Source organism: Psychroserpens luteus (assembly GCF_015319355.1).
GTDB classification, from domain to species: domain Bacteria; phylum Bacteroidota; class Bacteroidia; order Flavobacteriales; family Flavobacteriaceae; genus Psychroserpens; species Psychroserpens luteus.
In genome coordinates, this window is sequence record NZ_JADILU010000003.1 from 215,547 (window position 1) to 239,486 (window position 23,940).

General features: G+C 32.3%; 23 protein-coding genes and 1 pseudogene. 6 read left to right on the forward strand and 18 right to left on the reverse strand.

Annotation, left to right across the window (positions count from 1 at the left end):
* Positions 1-5 precede the first annotated feature (5 nt).
* Positions 6-662 carry a TetR family transcriptional regulator C-terminal domain-containing protein gene (locus tag IM744_RS07945; RefSeq protein ID WP_194507593.1) on the reverse strand — a complete coding sequence of 219 codons (657 nt, stop codon included), beginning with the start codon at positions 660-662 and terminating at the stop codon, positions 6-8.
* A gap of 310 nt (positions 663-972) precedes the next feature.
* Between IM744_RS07945 and IM744_RS07950 the strand changes: the two genes are divergently transcribed.
* Positions 973-1,821: a DUF2911 domain-containing protein gene (locus IM744_RS07950; RefSeq protein ID WP_194507594.1), complete on the forward strand. Its 849-nt coding sequence runs from the start codon at positions 973-975 to the stop codon at positions 1,819-1,821.
* Between the two features lie 61 nt (positions 1,822-1,882).
* Here the strand turns inward: IM744_RS07950 and IM744_RS07955 are convergent, their stop codons facing one another.
* The 5 genes from IM744_RS07955 to IM744_RS07975 all read right to left on the reverse strand — a co-directional run bounded on the left by IM744_RS07955 (position 1,883) and on the right by IM744_RS07975 (position 8,263).
* Positions 1,883-2,863, reverse strand: a complete 981-nt coding sequence (locus tag IM744_RS07955; protein WP_206694475.1) for a Gfo/Idh/MocA family protein — start codon at positions 2,861-2,863, stop codon at positions 1,883-1,885.
* On the reverse strand, positions 2,850-4,553 hold the full coding sequence (locus IM744_RS07960) for a sodium:solute symporter (RefSeq protein ID WP_194507596.1): 1,704 nt from the start codon (positions 4,551-4,553) through the stop codon (positions 2,850-2,852). The genes IM744_RS07955 and IM744_RS07960 overlap by 14 nt, the downstream gene beginning before the upstream one ends.
* A 96-nt stretch (positions 4,554-4,649) precedes the next feature.
* Positions 4,650-7,175 (reverse strand): PIG-L family deacetylase, encoded by a 2,526-nt coding sequence (locus IM744_RS07965; RefSeq protein ID WP_194507597.1) that lies wholly within the window; start codon positions 7,173-7,175, stop codon positions 4,650-4,652.
* 117 nt (positions 7,176-7,292) lie between these two features.
* Complete coding sequence (locus IM744_RS07970) at positions 7,293-7,901, reverse strand: matrixin family metalloprotease (RefSeq protein ID WP_194507598.1); 609 nt, start codon at positions 7,899-7,901, stop codon at positions 7,293-7,295.
* Between the two features lie 14 nt (positions 7,902-7,915).
* A complete protein-coding gene (locus tag IM744_RS07975; RefSeq protein WP_194507599.1) occupies positions 7,916-8,263 on the reverse strand; it encodes a VOC family protein in 348 nt (115 codons plus the stop codon).
* A gap of 152 nt (positions 8,264-8,415) precedes the next feature.
* Between IM744_RS07975 and IM744_RS07980 the strand changes: the two genes are divergently transcribed.
* Genes IM744_RS07980 through IM744_RS07995 form a run of 4 tightly spaced genes read left to right on the forward strand, consistent with a single transcriptional unit; the run spans position 8,416 to position 12,338 of the window.
* Positions 8,416-9,189: an alpha/beta hydrolase gene (locus tag IM744_RS07980; protein WP_194507600.1), complete on the forward strand. Its 774-nt coding sequence runs from the start codon at positions 8,416-8,418 to the stop codon at positions 9,187-9,189.
* A 3-nt stretch (positions 9,190-9,192) separates the two neighbouring features.
* Complete coding sequence (locus tag IM744_RS07985; protein WP_194507601.1) at positions 9,193-10,605, forward strand: leucyl aminopeptidase family protein; 1,413 nt, start codon at positions 9,193-9,195, stop codon at positions 10,603-10,605.
* A 60-nt stretch (positions 10,606-10,665) separates the two neighbouring features.
* On the forward strand, positions 10,666-11,865 hold the full coding sequence (locus IM744_RS07990) for an ATP-grasp domain-containing protein (RefSeq protein ID WP_194507602.1): 1,200 nt from the start codon (positions 10,666-10,668) through the stop codon (positions 11,863-11,865).
* Positions 11,866-11,921: 56 nt separating this feature from the next.
* Positions 11,922-12,338 (forward strand): hypothetical protein, encoded by a 417-nt coding sequence (locus tag IM744_RS07995; RefSeq protein ID WP_194507603.1) that lies wholly within the window; start codon positions 11,922-11,924, stop codon positions 12,336-12,338.
* A 75-nt stretch (positions 12,339-12,413) separates the two neighbouring features.
* On the opposite strand, the gene IM744_RS08000 is transcribed toward IM744_RS07995, so the two are convergent.
* The 12 genes and pseudogenes from IM744_RS08000 to IM744_RS08055 all read right to left on the reverse strand — a co-directional run bounded on the left by IM744_RS08000 (position 12,414) and on the right by IM744_RS08055 (position 23,407).
* Positions 12,414-13,121 (reverse strand): DUF3667 domain-containing protein, encoded by a 708-nt coding sequence (locus tag IM744_RS08000; RefSeq protein WP_194507604.1) that lies wholly within the window; start codon positions 13,119-13,121, stop codon positions 12,414-12,416.
* A 44-nt stretch (positions 13,122-13,165) separates the two neighbouring features.
* Positions 13,166-14,368 (reverse strand): hypothetical protein, encoded by a 1,203-nt coding sequence (locus tag IM744_RS08005; RefSeq protein WP_194507605.1) that lies wholly within the window; start codon positions 14,366-14,368, stop codon positions 13,166-13,168.
* Positions 14,369-14,374: 6 nt separating this feature from the next.
* On the reverse strand, positions 14,375-15,193 hold the full coding sequence (locus IM744_RS08010) for a type 1 glutamine amidotransferase (RefSeq protein ID WP_194507606.1): 819 nt from the start codon (positions 15,191-15,193) through the stop codon (positions 14,375-14,377).
* Positions 15,194-15,211: 18 nt separating this feature from the next.
* Positions 15,212-16,306 carry a carboxylate-amine ligase gene (locus IM744_RS08015; protein ID WP_194507607.1) on the reverse strand — a complete coding sequence of 365 codons (1,095 nt, stop codon included), beginning with the start codon at positions 16,304-16,306 and terminating at the stop codon, positions 15,212-15,214.
* A 351-nt stretch (positions 16,307-16,657) separates the two neighbouring features.
* Positions 16,658-17,605 (reverse strand): annotated as a pseudogene (locus IM744_RS08020) (ATP-grasp domain-containing protein); the annotation flags it as partial.
* A gap of 33 nt (positions 17,606-17,638) precedes the next feature.
* Positions 17,639-18,343, reverse strand: a complete 705-nt coding sequence (locus IM744_RS08025; RefSeq protein ID WP_194507609.1) for an esterase family protein — start codon at positions 18,341-18,343, stop codon at positions 17,639-17,641.
* Positions 18,344-18,794: 451 nt separating this feature from the next.
* On the reverse strand, positions 18,795-19,337 hold the full coding sequence (locus IM744_RS08030; protein WP_194507610.1) for a mechanosensitive ion channel domain-containing protein: 543 nt from the start codon (positions 19,335-19,337) through the stop codon (positions 18,795-18,797).
* Between the two features lie 50 nt (positions 19,338-19,387).
* Positions 19,388-20,326, reverse strand: coding sequence for a septum formation inhibitor Maf (locus IM744_RS08035; RefSeq protein WP_194507611.1), 939 nt, complete (start codon positions 20,324-20,326; stop codon positions 19,388-19,390).
* Positions 20,327-20,361: 35 nt separating this feature from the next.
* Positions 20,362-20,949, reverse strand: coding sequence for a Maf-like protein (locus IM744_RS08040; RefSeq protein ID WP_194507612.1), 588 nt, complete (start codon positions 20,947-20,949; stop codon positions 20,362-20,364).
* 2 nt (positions 20,950-20,951) lie between these two features.
* Positions 20,952-21,869: a geranylgeranylglycerol-phosphate geranylgeranyltransferase gene (locus IM744_RS08045; RefSeq protein WP_194507613.1), complete on the reverse strand. Its 918-nt coding sequence runs from the start codon at positions 21,867-21,869 to the stop codon at positions 20,952-20,954.
* Positions 21,870-22,078: 209 nt separating this feature from the next.
* Positions 22,079-22,609, reverse strand: coding sequence for a KdsC family phosphatase (locus IM744_RS08050; protein WP_194507614.1), 531 nt, complete (start codon positions 22,607-22,609; stop codon positions 22,079-22,081).
* A complete protein-coding gene (locus IM744_RS08055) occupies positions 22,610-23,407 on the reverse strand; it encodes a Rossmann-like and DUF2520 domain-containing protein (protein WP_194507615.1) in 798 nt (265 codons plus the stop codon).
* 76 nt (positions 23,408-23,483) lie between these two features.
* Between IM744_RS08055 and IM744_RS08060 the strand changes: the two genes are divergently transcribed.
* On the forward strand, positions 23,484-23,888 hold the full coding sequence (locus tag IM744_RS08060) for a group III truncated hemoglobin (protein WP_194507616.1): 405 nt from the start codon (positions 23,484-23,486) through the stop codon (positions 23,886-23,888).
* The last annotated feature ends 52 nt before the right edge of the window (positions 23,889-23,940 follow it).

A 23,940-nucleotide genomic window follows, 5' to 3' on the forward strand; every position in this document is an offset into this window, starting at 1 on the left:
AGCGTTTAATTCATTTGTATTTTTTCTTTGAAAATAAATTTCCCAAAGTCTATTAGTCGTCTAAGTGGAGCAACATCTAAAACGTCAAAGCTTGTATTCACAGATTTCTCAATAAAAATATCTGTTTTTTCAAATCTTGGAGATGTATCATCCATCCAGAACTTCATGGTTAATAATAGTTGTAGCCAAGCAGTTTCTTTAAGTCCTCTTTGTTGAATTCTATCAATTTGCTCTTGTTTGATATGAATAAGATCAATCTCTAAATATTCTATATAACTTGTAAAAACATGTTTTAAATCTTTAAGTTGACTCAAAGTTTTAAGATTGTTTTTGTTGTGCTCTAAGGCATATTTCACATAACTACGATTTGCAGTTAAATTTTCGAAAAAAGTAAAATAAAAACTTAGTAATTTATTACGAGGATCAAAGGATTGGTAATCTCCACTTTTATTAAGTACCGTAATTGTATTATTAAAAAACTCAGTAAACACATGTTTTTCAACAGATTCTAGTGATCCAAAATGCTCATAAAATTTTTGCTCTTCAAAATTATTTGCTTTAGCAAGATCATAAACTGTTTTTGGTTGCTCGTTATGCTCTAAGACATAATCCATGTAAAATGAAATTATATTGCTATTTGTAATGTTTTTCTTTTTTGCCATGACTTGTAAATTGTATAACAAAAATACAAAATGTTTAGCCTTTTTTATTAATAGTTAAACAAAATTAACAAGACATTATATATTCAGATAAATTTATAATAGTATTAATGAATTAGTGAACAACCTATATGTAATAAGTTTATGAATGCTTCTAAGTTGTATTGATAGAAAATTCTATAAATAGATTTATTTTTCTTTTGGGCAATGTGATTAGGTGAAGTTCTTTATTTTAAGTTTTCCTTAACAAACATAGCACGTGCTAGTTTGTAAATTTACATGAATTAAAAACTAATCATTTAAAAAAACAACTATGAAAAAATTATTACTAGTATTTGCAGTGTTTGCTATGTCTTTCGCAGCTTACGCGCAAATTGAAACACCTGCACCAAGTCCGTTTTCTAAATTAGAACAGAAAGTTGGATTGACAGATATTACTATTGAGTACTCAAGACCAAGTGTAAAAGGAAGAGCAATTTTTGGAGATTTAGAGCCTTATGGTGGGATGTGGAGAACAGGAGCAAACAAAAACTCAATCATTACTTTTAGTGACGATGTAACTATTGCAGGTCAAGATCTAAAAGCTGGATCTTACGCAATCTTTACAAAATTAAACTCTGCTACACAGTGGGATGTTATGTTTTACACAGATACAGAAAATTGGGGAGTTCCCGCTGAATGGGATGACAGTAAAGTTGCTGCAACTGCTAAAGTAGATGTCATGCAGATTCCTATGAGTATTGAAACAATGACTATGGATATTAATAATATCACTTCTTCAGGAGGAACTATTGATATCATCTGGGAAAAGTCTTATGTAGGGATTCCTTTTACTGTACCAACAGATAAGACAGTTACAACTGCAATTGATAAAATAATGGCTGGACCAAGTGCAAATGATTATTATGCTGCTGCAGAATATTACTTAACGTCTGGTAAAGATATTAAGAAAGCTAAAGAATGGATTGACAAAGCAATGTCAATGATTGAAAAGCCAGGTTTTTGGCAAGTTAGAAAGCAATCATTAATCTATGCTGCTGCTGGAGATAAAAAAGGAGCAATTGAATTAGCAAAAAAGTCTATGGCTGCAGCTAAAGAAGCTGGAAACCAAAATTATGTGAAGCAAAACATGGATTCTCTTAAAGAATGGGGAGCACTATAATTTTCTTCGGAAATATTAAAACTTAATAATTAGACCTTTTGATTTCTCAAAAGGTCTTTTTTTATTCGTATTTGAGACCTATTTGTGATCTAACAGTATCAAGTAACTTTATAAGTTTTTTACTGAAATCAAACGTCATCACATCACTTTCTTTTTTACCATCTCTTAAGAGTTGATTAAAATGAAGAGCCTCGTAATAATATCCATTTGTCGTGACATCAAAATCTATGGTTTCTTCTTTTCCTTCAGAAATTAGTGTCACATTAGAAGGTCCATGAAATCTAGAATTTATTTTAATGGTACCACGTTCACAATAGAAAATCGCTTCAGTAGGTGTTTTTTCTAGAAGCGTACTTTTTAAATGAGCTTCAACACCATTGTCATAACTAAATAACATCAAGCATGACGAATCAACATCGTTGTCAAAAAATGTCGCTTTAGATTCAATATGGATAGGTTCTCCTAAAGTAGACAATGCAGCAAAAATAGGGTAGATGCCAATATCGAGCAAACTCCCACCTCCTAAAGATTTATCAAATACACGTGACGTCATATCTATTTCTGGTTTAAAACCAAAATCTGCCTCAATCTTCACAATCTTCCCGAAGGTTTCATCCTTAATATGTTGTAAAACAAATTGATAATGCGGAAGAAAATACGTCCACATCGCTTCCATCAACAAGGTATTGTTTGCTTTTGCTGTGGCAATCATTTCTTCAACTTCACCCAAATTCATGGCGAAAGGTTTCTCACACAACACTGCTTTTTTGTGATTTAAACATAAAATAGTGTGTTCATTATGAAATGCGTGAGGTGTTGCGATATAGACTGCGTCAATATTTGGATCTTCAACTAAAGCTTGGTAATTACCATAAGCGTGAGCTATATTATAATTTTTAGCAAACTCACTAGCTTTGTTTAGATTTCGAGACGCTACAGCATAGAGTTTTGCGTTTTCAACTTTAAGTAAATCGTGAGCAAACTTATTGGCAATGTTGCCAAGACCTATAATTCCCCAATTTATTGTTTTAGGTTGCTGCATAGTCATTTTTTGATGTTAATGATTGTATGATACAAGCGATGAAAATAACGATAGCACATCCAACAAAATTCAACCATAAAAATGGTAAGTTGATGTAATCATATTCATTGAGTAGAAATAACCCAATAACCAATACCTGAGTAATTAGACCAGCTACAAATACAGCATTTCCTTTAACGAATTTGAAAAAGAAGCCTAAAAGGAAAATACCGAGCACATTTCCGTAGAAAATAGAACCAATGATATTGACAAGTTGGATTAAATTCTCTGCAAGATTGGCAACACAGGCGACACCAATGGCTATAATTCCCCAAGCTAAAGTAAAATATCTAGAGGCTTTTACCATTTCAGAATCTGATTTTTCCGAAGTATTTCTTTTGTACAAATCCATAGCAGTTGTACTTGCTAAAGCATTTAATTCACTGGCAGTGCTTGACATAGCTGCACTTAAAATAACAGCGAGTAATAAGCCTATTAATCCTCGAGGTAAGTTGTGTAAAATGAAATTTAAAAAGACATAATCTTTATCATTACTTTCTACTTTTATGTTTCGAGAATCGCCAGCTTTATCTATTAATTCTCTTGCCTGAGTTCTTAGTTGATCACTGTTATCATTTAGTACAGCAATCATTTTTGCAGCATTAGGATTATTGCTTTCCACATAATCATTTATGATGCTTTGCTTTTCATTGAAATTGATACTTTGTTTTTCTTGAATAGTCTTGTATTCGTCTGCATATTCCGAATTTAAAACGATTTCAGTTGCATTAGGATTAAAATTGATAGGTGCTTCATTAAATTGATAAAACACAAATACCATAACACCAACAAGTAAAATAAAGAATTGCATTGGCACTTTTAAAAGTCCATTAAACATCATCCCAATCTGCATTTCTTTCAAAGATTTTCCAGATAAATAACGTTGCACTTGACTTTGATCTGTTCCAAAATAAGAAAGCATTAAAAATGTACCACCAATAAGTCCACTCCAAACCGTATAACGATTATCCAAACTAAAAGAGAAATCTAAAACTTCCATTTTTCCACTAGCTCCTGCAATATCAAGCGCTTTTGAGAATGTAATGCCTTCTGGTAGCTTATCTATGATTAAACAGAATGCGATAATCATTCCTGTGAAAATCACAATCATTTGATGCTTTTGAGTGACGTTTACAGCTTTTGTTCCACCAGAAACGGTGTAAATAATAACGAGCACTCCAATGATGACGTTAAGTAGTAATAGGTTCCAACCTAACACAGCAGACAAAATAATTGCAGGAGCAAAAATGGTAATTCCTGCAGCTAAACCTCTTTGAATAAGAAATAAAATAGCTGTTAATGTTCTGGTTTTTAAATCAAATCTATTTTCTAGAAACTCATAAGCTGTATAAACTTTTAAACGATGATACAAAGGAATAAATACCATGCAAATCACAACCATGGCTATTGGTAGCCCAAAGTAAAATTGCACAAATCCCATCCCATCGTTAAACGCTTGTCCAGGCGTTGATAAAAACGTAATTGCACTGGCTTGTGTTGCCATGACAGATAATCCAATCGTATACCATTTTGAGGTGTTTCCACCTTTTAAAAAATCTTGTACATTTTTACTACCTCGCGATTGATACGTTCCGTAGATAACAATAAGCAATAGTGTACTAATAAGTACAATCCAATCTAATGTTTGCATCTTAAAAGGCTTTTGTGATGAAGTAAAATACGATGATGTAGATGATGTTGGCTGCGAGTACTATGGTGTACATCTTATTCCATTTGTATTTTTCCATTAGTTTTTAATTTGCTCTGATTGGTTCATATCATTTTTTCCTAGAGATAACATGTTTGCAAACAAGCGATACGCTCCAGAAACACCTACAGGAAACTCTCTAAAAAAGCTCAATCCTGTATAAACATAATAACCTTTACCATGTCTAGCAACTAGTAAGCTCCCTGCTTTTGGAGTTTCTCCTTCATCATTCATAGATAATATTGAGGTAAACTCACTAGACCATTCATTAGGGAAATATAAACCACGTTCTTGTGTCCAGCCTTCAAAATCTTTGGATGTTATTTTATTCGGAAAGTTTAAAACTTCATGATTCGTCGCCAATAATCTTACTTCTGCAAATTCATCGGTCACACGATCTCTCGATAATTTTAAATCGTAAGGTGCAATTTGATCTACTTTTAATCGACGATTCGTATTGTATTGAACAATCATATTTCCGCCTTGAGCGACATAATCAAACAATAATTGCTGTTTAAACTTAAGTTCTTCAATAGTATTGTAAGCTCTAATTCCAACCACGATTGCATCAAAACGTTCAAGGTTTTCTGCGGAAATATCTTCGGGTTTTAAAATCGCAACATTATATCCAATTTGTCTTAAACTCTCTGGCACAACGTCACCAGCACCTTCAATGTAACCAATATTTTGACCTTGTTTTTTGATGTCTAAACGTACAATTTTACTCTCACTAGGCAATAAAACCGTTTGAAACGGAATGTGGTCATAATCAATCTCAATCAACTCCTTAGTATACACTTTATCTCCAATGTGAACCATAGGTGTTAGTAAACCTTCACTTTGCTCTTTTGGAGGAATAACAGTGAAAATTAAACGTTGCTCTTGACCTTTATTCTCTATAATTACTTTTTGTTTCTCAGGAAATACACTCCAATTTTTTGGATGTGCAATTTGAACATAACCTTCAATATTATCTCGACCTGCTTTGACGATAACCTCAATATCTCGCTGTTGATCTGTATCTAAAATAATGACCTTTTCTGAAATTTTCGCAGACACCTCAGGAATGATTTCAAAAGGTTTGTAGACTTCACCTTTTACAGGATCATTGGTTTTATAAACAATAGCTTTTGTAAAAGGGATATTGACATTCTCAATATTTAAATTAAATGTGATGTTGAGGTCTCTAGGTGTTTCGGGTTTACCAATTAAACTTTTGTCTTCAACCTTGTACATGCCTAAAGTTCCCTTTTTTGTTAACCAATAAGGTGTAGAAACTTGCTGATTTGTCTTAATAGCCAATGTTTCTTTGAAATCAAAACTGGTATTATTAACTAGAGTGATGTTTTTGTCTATTTTGATTCCGTTAGGATTTACAATACTAGAAAGTACTATTTTAGAATTACTACGATTGATAACTTCTAAGTTTAAATCTACATTTGAACCTGCAGTTGCATGATTAGTGTTTGCTGTAGCTTCAAGATATAATCCAGCACATGCAGCAATGATATCTTTAATTTCGTTAGTTTTTATAATTTTCCAGTGTTCATTCTTTAAATTCTGAATGGCTATATATGCTCTCATTAATTCTGGAATAGAAGCCGACGGGTTTTTAAAATCATAGTTGTTTTGTACAGCGTCAAGAATTTCTCCAATAGCTTTTCCGCCTTCGACACGATTCCATGAGGTATCAATACCATCAAAAATATTGGTTTTCTCTGTTGGTAAATCACCTTTTATGATTTCGATATATTCTAATTGAGAACCACGACTTCCTGTGCTTCCAAAACCTTGAGATTTATGTTGACTGCGACTTAAAGCTGCTATTTCTGGATTACTTAATCCGCTACTTGGAAAATATACACCTGTATCTATATCTAATAAGTTTGATTTGTCTGCTGCATCAAATTTTTCCTGACTTCCGTAGAACCACCAAGAGGTATTAAAAAATAAACGTTGTGGTTGCCAAATATCAACACTTGATAATTGATTAGGGTATGCGTTTTTATCTCCAACCAAATCAAAAGCTTCAACACTTAGCATTGCAGAACTGGTGTGATGACCATGTGTGCTTCCTGGACTTCTATGGTCAAAACGATTGATAATCACATCGGGTTGAAATTGTCTAATCGCTAAAACAACATCACTCAATACTTCGTCTTTATTCCATATAGCTAAGGTTTCATCAGGATGCTTAGAATATCCAAAATCATTGGCTCTGGTGAATTTTTGTTCACCACCATCTGTACGTCTTGCTGCAAGAAGTTCTTGCGTTCTAATAACACCTAAAAGCTCTCTAATTTCTGGTCCAACGAGGTTTTGTCCGCCATCACCACGAGTTAATGAAAGGTAAGCAGTTCTTGCTTTTATTTCATTAGACATGTATGAAATTAGACGTGTATTTTCATCATCTGGATGCGCAGCAACATATAAAACAGAACCTAAGAAATTGAGTTTTTTTATGGATTCATGAATCTCTGATGCTGTTGGTTTTTTAGGCTGTTGCGCTGTAATTAAAGTTGTTGAAAAAAGTAATAAAAGGAGCAGGTGTAATCGTGTTTTCATTATGTGATAGTTAGTTAAAACCAAATATAATGAAGTATGGTAGGGAAGAGGTTGTTTTTAAAGTTTCTTTAACGTTAGGGAAATAATGACAATATTTGGTGGGAGAGTTTGTTGTTTTTAAATTTTATGATGACAATTTGGACATAACTCAAAATTAGCCACATCAACAGTGTTAATGCTTTCAACAGCATCTTGCATCACGCATTTTTCTGTTTTGCAATGGTCGAGTCCCATATTGTGACCAATTTCATGAACAGAAATTTTTTGCAACCGACTTTTAAAAAGTGATGCTTCTACATTTTTTATTCTGAAAGTAGACACTACACAACTTTTGCCAGGTTTATAACCTAAACCAAAAATGCCCCAATCTGAATATTTTGATTCTGGAGTTTTGATGTCTCCATTAGTATTTCTTTTTGTTGTTGAAATATCTTTTGAGGTGATTCCAATGATATAATCAATAGAGTCTGGACACTGTTTTTTTAAGTCAATAAGTAAAGAATCGGCTCTGTATCTTGGGCTTTTAATATTGATGAAAGCTTCTTGAGGTAACTCTTTTCTGTCTAAGACATAAACTTGGGTTTGATAACTAGTTTTTAAAATCTCAGTCATTGCATCTAAGACTTTGGAGTCAATATCTCCATAAGGTTGAATACCGATTATCTTCGTTTTAGTGGAACAGGAGAACAAAGCAAGGATAGAAATAGTAGCTAGAAGTTTCTTCATCAAAATGATTTGGTTTATTCCTCAGTCCAAACTGCTAATTCATTACCAGAAGGATCAATAAATTGAAATCGTCTTCCGCCAGGAAAAGAGAAAATATCTACAGAGATTTTGCAATCAAAATCTATTATTTGTTTCCTAATCGCTTCTAGATCATTGTGATGAATGACAACTAAAGCACCATTTGTTATGGTTTTATCTGTTTGTTCAAATCCGCCAGCCAAACCACTATTTGAAAACGAAGTGTAGGTTGGTCCATAATCTGTAAACGTCCAGCCAAATACTTTGGTATAGAATGTTTTAACCTTTTTAAGGTCGTTGGCGTACAATTCTATATAATTGATGTGATTATTTGATAATTTCATAATTTTTCAACTTCGTATTTGTTAAAAATACATATTTAATTCAAATTTAGTAATTGTAAATAAATCACTATCTTTTTGTTAATATATATCTTAATTTTAATGGTTTATAAATCTATTAATATGTACTTTCGTTTTCCCTAAAAAAGTAAAAAATGACCCTTACAGAGTTCGATCCTATAATAGAAGTTATAGAAGAAGCTTACGAAATACCGCACTTAGATGCGACTCGTAAAATTTCGGCTGTATTACCACACGACTATTACGAAACAGATAAACATTATCCAGTACTTTATTTACAAGATGGACAAAATTTATTTAATCCTTCTGCTCCATATGGTGATTGGGCTATAGATAAGTCTATGGCTAAATTAGCACAAGAAGGATTTGGTGATCTTATCATAATAGCAGTAGATCATGGTGAAGAAGAACGTATTAGTGAATATTTACCTTATTATCATCCGCGTTTTGGAGAAGGAAAAGGTAATTTCTACATTCAATTTATGATTGAGAAATTAATACCTTACATCAATGAGAAATTTAGAACGCTAACAGATTTTGAAAACACAGGAATTGGAGGTAGCTCAATGGGAGGATTAATTAGTCTCCATGCTGGATTATCAAATCCGGGTGTTTTTGGCAAATTGATGATTTTCTCTCCTAGTCTTTGGATTTCTAATAAAATATTTAAAAGCACTAAAACGTTTAAGCCTCTTGAAGAATCTAAGATTTATTTATATTCTGGTGGAAAAGAAAGTGTAGAGCATTTGCCTAATGCTCAAAAATTAGGCGGAATTATTAAAGAAAAAATGATTAAAGGGTATCATATCGATTTTCATTTTTCTATAAATGAACATGGTAATCACGCAGAAGTACATTGGCGTGAAGAATTTCCAAAAGCTGTAAAATGGCTTTTTTTTAAATCCTAAATTATGACGTATAAACATATTAAATCATTAGACCTTTCAAAAGATTTTATTCTACCATGTAGAAAAGATAATCTTGAAGCTATAAAAGAATTTTCACCAATTGATAAACCTGATTTTGATGGTAGTTTTTTAACGTATCAGTTGATCTACGGAAAAGAAGGTAATCGTATTTATCTCTTAGGATTAGGAGAAGAAAAAGATGCGCCTAAACTAGAAGAAACATTTAGAAAATTATGTTTTGAAACCCAAAAATACTGGGATAAAGCAATGCAGGTTTATGGAGTTGATCTTTCCGAAGAAAACATAAAAAAAGCTGTTATTGGTTTCGAAATGGCTCAATATGAAATTGGTGAATTCAAATCTGATAAAGAAAAAGAAAGTAAAAAAACAGTTTCGTTTTCGTCATCTAAAACGATTGAAAATATTTTAGAAGAAGGACAATATACTGGTGAAACGATTAATAAAATTAAAGCCTTAGTTGATGCTCCACCTAATATAAAAACACCTGAGTTTTTAGGAAAATGGGCAAAGAAATCTTCAAAGGATGCTAATTATAAATGTACTGTTTTAAAACATAAAGAATTAGAGAAACAAGGTTTTGATGCTGTTTTATCTGTTGGTAAAGGAAGTGTGAATAAACCAGTTGTGATCATTACAGAGTACAAGCCTAAAGATACCAAAAAAGTAGATATTACGCTTGTTGGTAAAGGAATTACTTTTGATTCTGGAGGGCTTTCTATTAAACCATCTACAAACTTACACTACATGAAAAGTGATATGGGTGGCGCTGCAGTTGTGCTAGGAGTTGTAGAATTAGTTGCTAAATTAAAGTTGAATATTAATATTGTTGGGATAGTATGTTCTGCCGAAAACGCTGTAGATGCAGAGAGTTATAGACCAGGAGATGTGATTAATTCTTACTCTGGAAAAACGATTGAAATTATTGATACAGATGCTGAAGGACGCTTGGTTTTAGCAGATGGATTAAGTTATGCAGTTAAGAAAATCAAACCAGAATATCTTATTGATTTGGCAACATTGACAGGAAGTGTCGTGAGAACTTTAGGATATCATGCTGCTGGGATGTTTACTAATAATGAAGAAATGGCGAAAACCACGTCAGACCTTGGTTATAAAGTGCACGAACGTGTTTGGCAATTACCAATGTTTGAAGATTATGAAAGCGATTTGCACAGTGATATTGCAGATATTAGAAATTTTAGTGGAAATCCGTTAGCTGGAGCAACAAATGCAGCTAAGTTTCTAGAAGCATTTACCGAAGATCATAAAAACTGGATGCATCTTGATATTGCTGGAGTTTCCTTCGGAAGCTCGCCTTATGCAAAAATGAAGAGTGCTTCTGGTTATGGAATTCAATTAATTACAGAATTTATTAAATTGAAAGCATCAAAATAATTTTAAGTTTTTGTAAATTGAAAGTACTAACCAATCAAGTCTTGATTCTAAAATAATATCATGTCTAAAAAATCACTAAACTTTCTTTGTATCTCAACGTATTTTAAAGGCGAAGATTTTCTTAAAAGCTGTAAAGCAGATGGTAATAATGTCTTTTTATTAACCAAGAAAAAATTAGATCAAGAGGCTTGGCCTTGGGAAAGTATAGATGATGTTTTTTATATTGAAGAATGGAATCAACATGATGTAAGTAAAGGGATAGCCTATAAATTTAGAGAGATAAAGTTTGATCGTTTTGTCGCTTTAGATGATTTTGATGTAGAGAAAGTAGCATTACTTCGTGAGCATTTTAGAATGCCAGGAATGGGAAGAACTACAGCACATTATTTTAGAGATAAACTCGCTATGCGTGTAAAAGCTAAAGAAGAAGGTGTGAATGTTCCTGAGTTTACAGATTTATTTAACAATGACACCATTAATGAATATGCAGATCGTGTGAGTGCACCATGGTTAATTAAACCAAGAATGGAAGCCTCTGCAACTGGGATTAAAAAGATTCATAGCAAAGATGAATTGTGGCAAGTTATCAATGATTTGGGTGATGAACGTGATAATTATTTAGTCGAAAAATTTGCACCTGGAGATGTGTTTCATGTGGACGGATTAAATGTAGATGGCAAAGTTGTGTTTTCTAGAGTGAGTAAATATTTAGACACGCCTTTTGAAGTGGCTCATGGTGGCGGAATTTTCAGATCTGCAAGTTCTGAAATTGGATCTAAAGTTGAAAAAGCATTACAAAAAATGAATGCTAAAGTGATGAAAGCCTTCGGAATGCAATTTGGAGCATCACACACTGAGTTTATTCAGTCTAAAGCGACTGGAGAATTATTCTTCTTAGAAACATCATCTAGAGTAGGAGGTGCTAATTTAGCTGAAATGGTAGAATACGCATCTGGAATTAATCTTTGGGGAGAATGGGCAAAAATTGAATCAGCAAACCTGAGAAAAACAAAATATAAATTGCCTAAAATTAATAATCAATATGCAGGAATCGTTGTGTCTTTAAGCAGATTTGAATATCCAGATACGTCTAGCTTTGCAGATAAAGAAATTGTTTGGCGAATGCACAAAGCTTGGCACATTGGATTGATTGTGGTGTCAGATTCTAGTGAGCGTGTTTTAGAATTATTAGATCAATATACAGAGCGTATAGGTAAGGAGTTTCATGCGAGTTTGCCTGCTCCTGATAAGTCGATGTGATTATTTAAAAATTGTTATATTGCTAGTTGTGAGTAATTTAAAAGAAACTGTAATCCATGAGATTTTTTAGCAGAAAAAAGAAACCTGAACCCAAAAAAACTAACGCAAGACCCATAGATACATTTTTCCACCTTTTCATTCTTGATACTATTCATAGACTTCCGACTGAAAAAAAAGAAATACTTAAAAAAGTGGATCTTGATAAAGTGTATTTAACTGATTTTAATGATTGGAAAAAAACAATTAAGAAAGTATTGAATTTATCTGAAACTATTGAAATCGCTATTAAGGATTTATGGCTACGGAATTCAGAAATAGCTAAAAGAGATAATATAGAATTGAATCCAGAAGAGTTTGCTCTTTTAGTTACTGAAAAATTTTTAGCAGAAAATAGTAAAATTGATGTTTGGGAAAATGAATCGGATTTGATTAATGCTAAAAAAAGAATATCGGAATCATATCTTTCGGAATAAAAACAAAATATGTTTAGTCTCCCCAAGCTATAGCTAGTCTGTGACGAGTGCTTATAAAAAACTTCTAATACTTCCCTAACTAATTACAAAAGCAATACAAGCTGTTATTATAACAAGCTGAATAATAAAAAGAAATAGACTTACAAATGATAATAGGATAGATGCGATTTTAGCAGTATTGTCTTTGAAAATTCTATAGCTTAACCAAGCGATAGTTAAATATACAAATGGGTCAAATATTAGTGGGAATCTAAAAATTAAAAAACTAATAACGCCAACTATAGTGGCTTGACCAATTACAAAAGAACTAATAGCCACATATTCTAAAAAATTATATTTTTGATAGACTAATTTTAACGAGAAGCCTAAAGGGATTATTGATAAAATCCAAAAGTACTTTATATAAGTTCTAAGAAAAAGACCAACAGCATTACCAATTTTTTGACCGGAAGCAAAAAAAGCACTAGTAGTTGTTTCGGTTACTTCTTCGGGAGGAGCTTTAAATACATTTATCACAATTAAATATATTGTGATAGAAATTATTAAATAGGAGATAGGATTTAAAATACCTTTTCTTTTTCCAGAAATAAAATTGGTTGTAATTTTTTTAGGATTTAGAAATAAGGCTTTTAGGTTAAATAAAAAGCCTTTATCCATATTGGTGATGGTTGAAAATGCATCTTCAATTATAGAACTAAAAGTAATTTTTTTTATACCGTTTTTTTCTCCGCAATTTGGACAGTAATTTTCATCATGGAACTTATTACAAGAAATACAGGTCATTCAATCATTTTTTTTCCGAAGTAAATATAAAATATTTTATAGGATTACTCTTCAAAAAAACCAGTACTTCCACCAACCCAAGTTTTATCCTTATTGTACTTAACTCCAACCATTTCGCCTTTACTTAAACGCATAAGGTTACTAACGATTTCGGTTTTGTTAGTTTTGGAGTTGTGCAATAGCATCATTCTAATTTCGCATTTTGCTGGTACATCCATGGTTTCAATAACTGGTGCATAGGCTACTTTTTCTTGCAATAGATAATTTGCTTTATTGGTGATAGCATCAATCATGTCTTTTGTGACATGAATTTGAACGCCAGCTCCTGCAAAAGAGTAAAGCGGTTTTAATACGTAGTTTTCTAAATCTTCTGGAATACTATCTAGTTGATCTAAATAATAAGATTTTGGTACATATTCTCCTTTTAATAATGGCATTGTGTACTTACTTATTCTGTAAAACCAATTGGGATGACCAACCCATTCTGCATCAATCTCATCTTGAAAACTAAATTCCATATTAAGATCTGTGCGTTGATGTAATTCATCAAAAATAATACGGTTGTATATTTTTAAGACGTCAACTTCGGTTCCAGTATCATCTAAATAGAAGAGTGTTTTTCCTCTTTTCTTTAATTTGGTAATGCATAATACTTTTATGCCAAGTTTAGCTGCAGTAGCATAAAAATCTATAGCTGTGGCTTGTTGCTCAGGTTCTATTTCTAATAAAATAACTTGTTTAGGATCTGTCTCGCCAACAATTTCTTGTCTCAATAATGATAAATAACCGTCATCAGTCATTCCATTTAAATGCTGTGAAAAACCTTCTGGAATAACTTCGCCAAAATGCTCACGATATTTTCGACCTAATAATTCTTGAAAGAAATATAACGAAGGAAATCCTTGTAACTCAATTAATTTTGGCACAAGATTACCATTATCATCTTTACAAATCCCAAAGTCTAATTGAATAAACTTAGAATGTTCATCTTCATTTGGTACAATCGTATTTGCATCAAAAAAAGCACCTTTTGTTAATTCTTTAAAGTTTGGTTTGTTGATAACCGTCATGATATCATCACATGCTTCAACTAATTTTAATTTTAATGCCTTCGGAATAAAAACTGGTGTTTCGGCAATTTTAAATTTCACTTTATAATTAAAAGTCTCATTAATATCTTTTAAAAAAGCTTGGTATTTCTCTTCAGAAAAATTAGCATTATAGTTGTGTCTAATATCGTGTATCATTCTAAATTATGACATTAAGGGTTGCTTTACTTTATCAATTGCATTTTGTATAAATTTTGGTAAAATCGTATGATATGTTAACTCTATTTTTTCTGGATCATCGATACGATCCATCATTTGATTATACTTTTCTTCTCCAAAACTATCAATGACTTTCTTCTTGTTTTCTTTCAATGAAAAATAGGCTTCCATACTTACAGGTTCTGCTTCTGGATGAAATTGAGTGCCTACAAATTCCGAAGAAAACCGTACAGCCATTATTGCACGTTCTAATTCTACATGTGTTCTAATTTTTTCAAGGCTCAAGATTTTAGCACCATGGTTTTTAAATACCGTTAATCTTGGTTGGATCAATTGCCAATCTCTAGAATCTACTGCATAAAAAGGATCACTTAGGCCTTCAAAAATCGGGTCATTATGACCTTTCTTAGTTTGGTGCATTTTTAAAATCCCAAAAGATGTGCTTCGCCTTGGTTTTATGTCTCCTAGTTGAAAATAATGACACATGACTTGAAAGGAGTAGCAAATAAAAAAGACAGATTTCTTTTTCTCTTCGGAAATTTTATTGAAATCCCAAAGCTTTTGCATGAGTTCTAAATACGGTTGTCTCCAAGAACCTTCGTCTAATGGGCTTCCTGGTCCACCACTAGAAATATAAATATCGAACGATGTATCTGGTAATTCATTTTTCGCTCTTACATTAAAGATTTGGTAATCTATGACTTCATTAAAAGTACTTACAATTTCAGTAATACAACGCAACCCTTGATTAGGTTCGTCATTATTCATATCTAAAATAGCAAGTTTCACTTTGTCTTGTTTCATTATAATTTGTAGGTTTATTTAAAGGCCTAAAATAGTTTGTTCTGTGATATAATCAACTACTTTAGTAAGGTCATTTGTTTGTTTAAATATTTCTAATTGACGATCTGCTCCAGTTCCATTTTTAAGCATCACTTTTACATGTTCAATTTCTTTTCTTGATCCTAAGTCGTCAACCACATCATCAATGAAATCTAGCAATTCAAGCATTAAAAGTTTAGTGTCAACTTCACATTCTTTTCCGAAGTCAATCATTTTACCCTCTAAACCATAACGACTGGCTCTCCATTTATTTTCATTAATTAATGCTCTATGATAATTCATAAAGCTAAGGTTTTGAGTCCTCAATTTGTATAATTTAGCGACTAGAGCCTGAATTAATGCAGCGATACTTATCGTTTCATTGACTGTTAAAGGTACGTCACAAATTCTAACTTCTAAAGTTGGAAAGAATGGATGCACTCTAATATCCCACCAAATTTTCTTTGGGTTGTCAATACATTTCGTTTTTACTAATATATTTACATAATTCTCATATTGCGCATAATTATCAAAAATGCCAGGAATTCCTGTTCTAGGGAATTTATCAAAGACTTTAGATCTAAACGATTTAAAACCTGTATTTCTTCCTTCCCAAAACGGTGAGTTTGTAGATAAAGCATATAAATGTGGCAGAAAATAACGCATAGCATTTACTAAATGGATTGCCATTTGTTTGTCCTCCATCCCAACATGTACGTGCAGTCCAAAAATTAAATTAGAGCGAGCTGTATCTTGTAATTCATTTATGATTTCATCGTAACGAGGATTTGGTGTAATATGTTGGTTTTCCCATTTAGAAAATGGATGTGTACCAGCAGCACCAATTTTAAAACCTAAATCGTTAGCAATTCCAGATATAGATTTTCTAAGATGTGTGATTTGTTCTCTAGCATCTGTAATATCATTACAAATATTCGTTCCAACTTCTACGACAGCTTGATGCATTTCTGCTTTTACCTGATCATTTAAAACCTTAGCAGCCTCAGTAACTATTTGTTGGTCGTGAGAAATTAATTCGCGAGAAACTGGGTCAATAACCTGATACTCCTCTTCAATACCTAAAGTGAATTTCATAATAGAATGGTGGTTAAATTAAACCTGGCTAAAAAATAGTCAGGTTTTAAAAATCTACTTTTTCGCTTTTTTTGCTTTTGGTGCAGCTTTTTTAGCTGTAGCCTTTTTTGCAGGAGCTTTCTTTTCTACAGCTTTAGTCGCTGTTGTTTTCTTGCTTGTTGCAGTTTTAACAGGAGTCTTTTTTACTACCGCTTTTTTAGTTGCTGCTTTCTTAGCAACCACTTTAGTCGCTGTTGTTTTTTTGCTTGTTGCAACTTTAGCAGGAGTCTTCTTTGCTACCGTCTTTTTAGTTGGTGCTTTTTTAGCAGCCTTTTTAGCAATAGGATTCTTTGTTGATGCTTTAGGAGCTACAATTTGATCTGTTACAAAACTTCCCCAAGTAAGGTTCATTTTTCCTTTTTTGTATTGTTTTGCTTTTTCAATAGCCATATCAGCTGCATTTTCTACAATCCAATCAAAGTTTTCTTGTCCTACAGAATTTACATCTGCATCTGGTGCAGGATTACAAAAATCGATTGCATAAGGGATACCATCTCTAATCGCGAATTCAACCGTGTTAAAATCGTAACCTAGAGCTTTGTTGAGCCTAATGCAGTATTCTTCAACTAAGTCTAATATTTTTTGGTCAACAGGGTCTCCATCTAATACATAACGTAAGTGATGAGGGTTTCTTGGCTCATATTGCATGATGTGTATTTTGTCTGTGCCTAAAGCGTAACATCTAAAATACTCAGTAAAGTTGATTTCTTCTTGAAGCATCATTACTAAGTTCTCAGTTTCACCATGTTTTTCCCATAAATCTTCAGGGCTTTCAACACGATACACACTTTTCCAACCTCCACCATCATGTGGTTTCATATATGCGGGAAAACCAATAGTGTCAAACATTTTTTCCCAATCAAACGGAAATTTCATATTTCTAAAAGAATTCTCATCTGTATCTGGTGGACGATGAGATGAAGGTAAAATAAATGTTTTTGGTACTGGTACACCAACTTTTTCTGCTAAGGCATTATTAAAGAATTTTTCATCAGCACTCCACCAAAATGGATTGTTAATGACTGCTGTACCTGTAATTGCTGCATTTTTTAAAAACGCTCTGTAAAACGGTACATCTTGAGAGATTCTATCGATAATTACAGCATATTCATCAGATTTTGCTTGCTCAACAGTATCAATAGAGACTGCTTCTGCCATCATATTTTTGATGCCTTGTTCTTTTATTTTTTCGTTAACTCTGTCAATAAAAGCCCAAGGGAAGGTGTTTTCTTGACCGAATAAAATTCCTATTTTTCTCATTTTTGAAAAGGTTTATGTGTTGGATTAATTAGTTTATAGTTTTGATAGGTAATGTGGAAACATACGATTCCATAATGGCCAATCATGCTCTGCCCATTTATGTTCATCGTACCAAAAAGGGATGTTTTTTTCTGTTAATATACCAGCCAATCGTTTATTTGCATCTAAACAAATATCCCATTCACCAACTCCTAGTACAATTTTCATATTCCATAAATCTGGATGATGACTTTCTGGTAGAAAATCTACTGGGTTATTAAAGAAGACATTGTCATCATAATAATCACCTACAAAATCTTTGATATCAAAAGAACCACTCATGCTAAACATGTGACTTACACGCTCTGGATGTCTAAACGCAAAGTTTGCTGCTTGATAACCTCCAAAACTAGGTCCTGAGACTGCTACTTTTTGTAAGCCTTTTTCATCACATATTTTATTGACTACTTCATTCATGATAAATTCATCGTAGCATGCATGATTTTTAGCGCGATCTGCAGGATGAATACTTTTATTGTACCAGCTCAACTCATTAATGCTATCTGGACAATAAATCGTAATCAATCCTTGCTCAACAAACCATCTTGCAGATTCCACAAGTTTCATGTCTCTGCACTCATTGTGTTTTCCCATTGTGGTAGGAAATAGAATCACAGGATAACCTGCATGACCAAAAACAAGCATTTCTATATCCTTGCTAAGCGTTGGTGAATACCATTTGAAATGTTCTTCCTTCAATTGTTTAGTTTTAAATTAGTTAATTCTAAAAATTAGTGGGCAAAAGTAAAGAATTATCTTTATTATATTTAATAAATGATTGTTTATGAAACGTTTAGCCGAAACGTGTTTCATGTAGCGCATTTGCTAATAAATATCGCAATTTTTTGTAAAAAGTAGAGGAGAAGTTTTAAAATTTCTGAAGATTTATTGATTTATTAGAAAACAGATGATTTTTATGAAGATTACATAATTAATATTAGTATAAAAACTAAATCACTAATTAACAAGGGGTTTAGCTCCTTTTTTTAAGTGTAATTGATTCGTAAAAGATTATAAAAGCCTATTTCCGAAGAAAAAAAGAATCTATTAATCGCTTAGTGTTTTATGACTAATACAATTGTAAAAAGAGATAAAGAATAATAAATATATAATGATGTGAAGTACGTTTGATCTTCAAATCTATAGGTCGTTAGATAGAATCTGAGCCATCATCATGAAAATTCTCAATGGCATCTTTCTCTATAAGCGTTACTCCTTTTTGAAGCATTAAATTATTTGGGTAGGTTACTAAATCGCCATTGTCTTGTCTCAAGTGTAATTGAAAGGCTCTAATGTCTTCTATAATAGCTTCGATAGGGAAATCTTTATCATGAATTTTTACTTTATCTCCTACTTTATATGGGAACGAAAAGAACATGATAATCCCAGATGTTACATTACTTAAAATGGACCAAATGGCGAAAAGCGCAATACCAATGATAGCAAAAACGGAGGAGAAAACAAGAGCCATGTCTTTAAATTCTGCACCAAATACAAAAGCTTCAATAATTAAAGCAATAATGAAAAATGTGACAGATACATATCTGTTAATTAGTTTTATACGAGCTTCGTTAATTTCACTTTTGCGTCCAATTTTTCTAATAATTGTATGACTAATTAAGCGTACTAAAAATAATACAAGAAGTACTATTCCTGTGATAATAAGTTCAGATTTATATGTTTCAAAAAACATGAATAGGAGTTTAGTTTATAGGTTAAAGATACATTTCAAATTTAAAAATATTAACGTTTTAATTGGAGTGTTTCTCTTAAAATTCCATCTGCATTTGTCTTCTTATTCCAATATGCAGATTTAATAGTTTTAAGCTTTGTTGCTTTTGTAGTTAATGTTTTTGCATTTGTACCATAACCATCTTTAAAGGTTTCTTCCCAACTAGTTATTTCATATGGGAAATTTGGATTGTAATTAATAGTTAATTTTCGATCAAACTCATTATAATAAATAGTATACTTACCCTCTTTGTTTATAGCTTTGGCAAAATAGGGTTTCATTTCTATGTGTTTGAGTCTTATAAATTCCATTGAAGGGATTATCTCAAAATCTCCAACAGGTAAACTTTTAGGGTCAAGTCTAAGTTGAGTCCACAGCTCATTTTCTAAAACAACTTTTTCTAATGTGAACTCTTGGTCTGCATCGCTTTCAAAATAACTGTGTGATGTGATTTCAAACAGATCACGATTGTTGAGTTGCGAATAAATATGACCACACCATTCTTGCACAGAGCAACTCACTTTTAAAGCATGTTGATTATTACTTACAGGATAAAATGTGGATTGCATTATTGAATACGGATAAATCCCAGTATTGAATTTTTTAGTAGAATTTAGTTTTAAAACAGGAGTGTTGGTTTTATCATATTGATCTGCTTTGACTTGTTTCTTCGGAAGGAAATCTTCAGTAACAAACACTAAAACAGCACTGCCATCTCGCATTTCTCCATAACGAGCTTGCTCTAACTTGTATGATGTAATTTCTGCTTCTCCAGCGTACCAATAGTCTTTAAATTCTTGAGATTGCTCAAATGCAGGAGACTTCGGAAGCGTTTTTGATGCTTCGGGAATAGGCTCGTTATTTAAAACTTGGTCTTTTTGAGTCGAATTATCTTTACACGAGGCGAATATTCCGAAGAAAATAAGCATTACAATATGTAGTTTTTTCATGGCAGTAAATTTTGTGCAAAATTACAAACCAAATCTTATAGAACAATACTGTTTAACGTTTTGTAAAGTAGATGAGTTGGTAATCCTACTACGTTGGTATAAGAGCCTTCAATATTAGAGATTCCTATTTGTCCAATCCATTCTTGAATTCCGTAGGCACCAGCTTTGTCAAAGGGTTTAAAGTTATTGATGTAGTAATTGATTTCATCTTCAGTAAGTGCTTTAAAGGTCACTTTGGTAATTGCATTTACTGTTTTTTGAGATGTTTTTGTTGTGAAACAAATTGAGGTAATAACCTCGTGGGTGGCATCACTCATAGATGATAACATGTTAAATGCGTCATCATAATCTTTAGGTTTTCCTAATGCTTCTTGGTCATGCCAAACGATAGTATCACTAGTTACTAAAATATCGTTATCTTTTAATTCCTCTTTAAAAGGAAGTGATTTTAACTGAGCTAAATAATCACTAATTTCAAAATGGGTTAATCGGTCAGGAAACTCCTCTTTTACAGGTTTTAAACGTATCTCAAAATCTAATCCTAAATCTTTAAAAAATTGCTGACGACGAGGTGAGCCAGAAGCTAGAATCAGGTTATAATTTTTTAGTGTGTCTTGGATCATTTTTATGCAGTTTTAATAATAAAAGGATAAAGTAATAAAGATAAGATTCCAAAAAACATGACCAATTTATAAACCAAGCTTATGTGTTTGTAATGAAAGTTGTTACTGGCTCCAAATATTTTTATTGTTGCATAAATTAAAGGAGCAATCACAAATAATAAAAAAAAGCCAATCGCAATTGGTTGTTTGTATAGATAGGTCACTATAAAATAAATAACTGCTCCTGTAGGAATCATACTAACAGCAAAAGCAATTTTATTTGAACGTTCTCTTCCTATAACGATAGGTAAAGTATTCATGCCAGATTTATAATCACCATCAATATCTTGTATATCTTTAATGAGTTCTCGTACCAAGTTAACTAAGAATGCGAAAATGGCATAATCAAAAATAATATCTAAAAAAGTGAGTTGTGTCTCTCTGTTTTGCGGAATTATGGCAGGCAACAAATCAAAAATTCCAACAATAATGATGCTCATTGCAACTAAAAATGAAATGATAATATTGCCAAATAAAACCGTTCCTTTTAAATAAGAAGCATAGACATAAAGCGTCATAGAAATAATAACAAAAATGGCAAAAAATGAACTTTTACCAACAGTATTTGATAAATAAAATCCTAGAATAATACCAATGATGTTTAGTGCGAAAAATAGATTGTATGCTACGTTTTCTGAAACATATTTACCAATAATAACTTTGTTGGGTTTGTTAATACTATCGGTTTCAACATCATAAATATCATTAATGATATTACCTGCAGCTGCAATACATAACGTAGCAATCAATAAAATTGAAAACCCAAAAGTATTTAAAGTTGTTAAAACGTCAAAAGGCTCTAAAAGTGCATATTTGATGAGTACTTGAGCAATGATAATCATTACTAGATTTTTCCAACGAATGAGATTTAAAATGTGCAATTGTTGTTAGTTGTTTGGTTGTTGTTAGTTAATTAGAGCAATATTAATGTGGTTAGTGCTCTACTTATGATTTTGTTATTATAAGTTGTTCTTAGAATTAATAAAATTCTCTAATCCATTTTGAGTAATCCTCTATGCGACTTCGCGTTTCTATGATATAATTTCACCTACAAAGAAGCTACCAAAAAGCAAAAAGCTAATAGATATTCTTAATCATACTTAGCATCAAAATTCCCATCCCATTTGCCTTGTACTTTCATGACTTGTTCAATAATATCTCTTACAGCACCTTGTCCACCTCCTTTATGAGAAATGTAATGACTTATTGATTTGACTTCTATTGCAGCGTCTTGCGGACAAACAGCCAAACCAACCAATTTCATCACTGGGATATCTGGAATATCATCACCCATATACAACACGTTTTTTGCATCAATATTGTTATTAGCCAAATATTCGTTATACTGATTTACCTTATGGTGAGCACCTAAATAAATATCTGTAATACCTAAACGTTCCAAACGTTTTTGGACACCAAGGTTACTTCCGCCAGAAATAATACAAATCTCAAACCCAGCATCTATAGCAGTTTTAAGCGCATAACCGTCTTTAATATTCATGCGACGAAGCATATCACCATTGGTCATTACAGTTACGGTTCCATCAGTAAGCACACCATCCACATCAAAAATGAAAGTGGTAATATGTTCTAGATATTCTTTATAGCTTTTATCGTCCATTTAATCTTTTTTAATCTTTTTTAGTTTTTTTATTGAAAATGCTGGAGCATGAGTTTTCTGAATAGAAGCAGTCATCAATTTATAAATATCCTTATGATCTTCATTATCTAGCATCTTTAAATGCCTTTTGATTGTTTTTTTATCATTGCGTTTGGCAGGACCAGTTTGCGCTTTAAAAGGTGAGAGGTCTTGTACTTTATTCGCAGTTTCTAAAATGAGCGGTTTGAGTAAATCAAATTCTGCTCCTTGAGATTCTGTGATTTCATGAGCTATACGAAATAACTGATTTGTAAAATTATTTACAAACACTGCAGCCAAATGCAAAGATGCGCGTTGATCGCTATTGACACGTTTAACGTTATTTGAAATAGATTGACCTAATTCTTTTAATTGATCGTAATCTTTTCGCATCAAGGTTTCTATGCATAAAGGCACTTCGGAAAAATCAATATTGGCCTCTCTAGAAAACGTCTGTAAAGGGTAAAGTATCCCACGTCTGTTTTTCATGTCAATATCGTATGGACTCACACTTCCAGAAGTATGAACAACTAATCGGTCTTCAAAGGGTAGCTGTTGAGATAATTCTGAGATAGCATCATCACTAACTGCGATAATATAGATGTCTGCTTCAATAAGTTGAGATAAATTATCTGTTAATTGCACCTCGTTGTTAAAAGGTCGCATGCTTTGTATGTTTCGGTTATACCATTGTGTAACGGTTACGTTTTCCGAAGAAAAAAAAGCTTTATATAAATGATGAGCAACGTTTCCTGCTCCTAAAATTACTACTGAAATCATACTACAAAAGTACAATAGAAATAAGAAATGATAATTATCAGACATTAATTTAAATTCAGTAATTACATTTGTGACTATGAACCAAGATATTAGTAATCGAGAAGATGTGTTTTTATTAGTGGATACATTTTATAAAAAAGTTCGTAAAGAAAGTACGCTAGGTCCTATTTTTAATAACACTATTAAAGATTGGGATACGCATTTAGACCACTTGACAACTTTTTGGGAAACGAGTTTATTTATGACCAAAAAGTTGGAGAAGAAGTACTACGGAAATCCGCTAGAAGCACACGTCAAAGTCGATAATGCAAATAATAATAGCATCACAGAACTTCATTTTGGGATTTGGCTCAACCTATGGTTTGAAACGCTAGATGAGCTTTTTGCAGGCGAAATCACCGAAAACGCAAAACGACGTGCTCGAAAAATGGGAACGTTTATGTATTTGAATATTTTTAAGGCTAGACAAGAGAAGGGGTGAGTGAAAAGCCTAAGTTTTAAAATTCAGTCTAGGCTTTTTAGTCCTTTTTTCG

What these genes read in the sequence shown, in the direction of transcription:
- IM744_RS07995 (WP_194507603.1), top strand. Translation starts at nt 11,922, where the DNA reads ATGAGATTTTTTAGCAGAAAAAAGAAACCTGAACCCAAAAAAACTAAC.
- IM744_RS08005 (WP_194507605.1), bottom strand. Translation starts at nt 14,368, where the DNA reads ATGATACACGATATTAGACACAACTATAATGCTAATTTTTCTGAAGAG.
- IM744_RS07990 (WP_194507602.1), top strand. Translation starts at nt 10,666, where the DNA reads ATGTCTAAAAAATCACTAAACTTTCTTTGTATCTCAACGTATTTTAAA.
- IM744_RS07985 (WP_194507601.1), top strand. Translation starts at nt 9,193, where the DNA reads ATGACGTATAAACATATTAAATCATTAGACCTTTCAAAAGATTTTATT.
- IM744_RS08030 (WP_194507610.1), bottom strand. Translation starts at nt 19,337, where the DNA reads ATGTTTTTTGAAACATATAAATCTGAACTTATTATCACAGGAATAGTA.
- IM744_RS08035 (WP_194507611.1), bottom strand. Translation starts at nt 20,326, where the DNA reads ATGAAAAAACTACATATTGTAATGCTTATTTTCTTCGGAATATTCGCC.
- IM744_RS08015 (WP_194507607.1), bottom strand. Translation starts at nt 16,306, where the DNA reads ATGAAATTCACTTTAGGTATTGAAGAGGAGTATCAGGTTATTGACCCA.
- IM744_RS07950 (WP_194507594.1), top strand. Translation starts at nt 973, where the DNA reads ATGAAAAAATTATTACTAGTATTTGCAGTGTTTGCTATGTCTTTCGCA.
- IM744_RS07955 (WP_206694475.1), bottom strand. Translation starts at nt 2,863, where the DNA reads ATGCAGCAACCTAAAACAATAAATTGGGGAATTATAGGTCTTGGCAAC.
- IM744_RS08050 (WP_194507614.1), bottom strand. Translation starts at nt 22,609, where the DNA reads ATGGACGATAAAAGCTATAAAGAATATCTAGAACATATTACCACTTTC.
- IM744_RS08000 (WP_194507604.1), bottom strand. Translation starts at nt 13,121, where the DNA reads ATGACCTGTATTTCTTGTAATAAGTTCCATGATGAAAATTACTGTCCA.
- IM744_RS07945 (WP_194507593.1), bottom strand. Translation starts at nt 662, where the DNA reads ATGGCAAAAAAGAAAAACATTACAAATAGCAATATAATTTCATTTTAC.
- IM744_RS07960 (WP_194507596.1), bottom strand. Translation starts at nt 4,553, where the DNA reads ATGCAAACATTAGATTGGATTGTACTTATTAGTACACTATTGCTTATT.
- IM744_RS08055 (WP_194507615.1), bottom strand. Translation starts at nt 23,407, where the DNA reads ATGATTTCAGTAGTAATTTTAGGAGCAGGAAACGTTGCTCATCATTTA.
- IM744_RS07975 (WP_194507599.1), bottom strand. Translation starts at nt 8,263, where the DNA reads ATGAAATTATCAAATAATCACATCAATTATATAGAATTGTACGCCAAC.
- IM744_RS08010 (WP_194507606.1), bottom strand. Translation starts at nt 15,193, where the DNA reads ATGAAACAAGACAAAGTGAAACTTGCTATTTTAGATATGAATAATGAC.
- IM744_RS08060 (WP_194507616.1), top strand. Translation starts at nt 23,484, where the DNA reads ATGAACCAAGATATTAGTAATCGAGAAGATGTGTTTTTATTAGTGGAT.
- IM744_RS07980 (WP_194507600.1), top strand. Translation starts at nt 8,416, where the DNA reads ATGACCCTTACAGAGTTCGATCCTATAATAGAAGTTATAGAAGAAGCT.
- IM744_RS07965 (WP_194507597.1), bottom strand. Translation starts at nt 7,175, where the DNA reads ATGAAAACACGATTACACCTGCTCCTTTTATTACTTTTTTCAACAACT.
- IM744_RS08040 (WP_194507612.1), bottom strand. Translation starts at nt 20,949, where the DNA reads ATGATCCAAGACACACTAAAAAATTATAACCTGATTCTAGCTTCTGGC.
- IM744_RS07970 (WP_194507598.1), bottom strand. Translation starts at nt 7,901, where the DNA reads ATGAAGAAACTTCTAGCTACTATTTCTATCCTTGCTTTGTTCTCCTGT.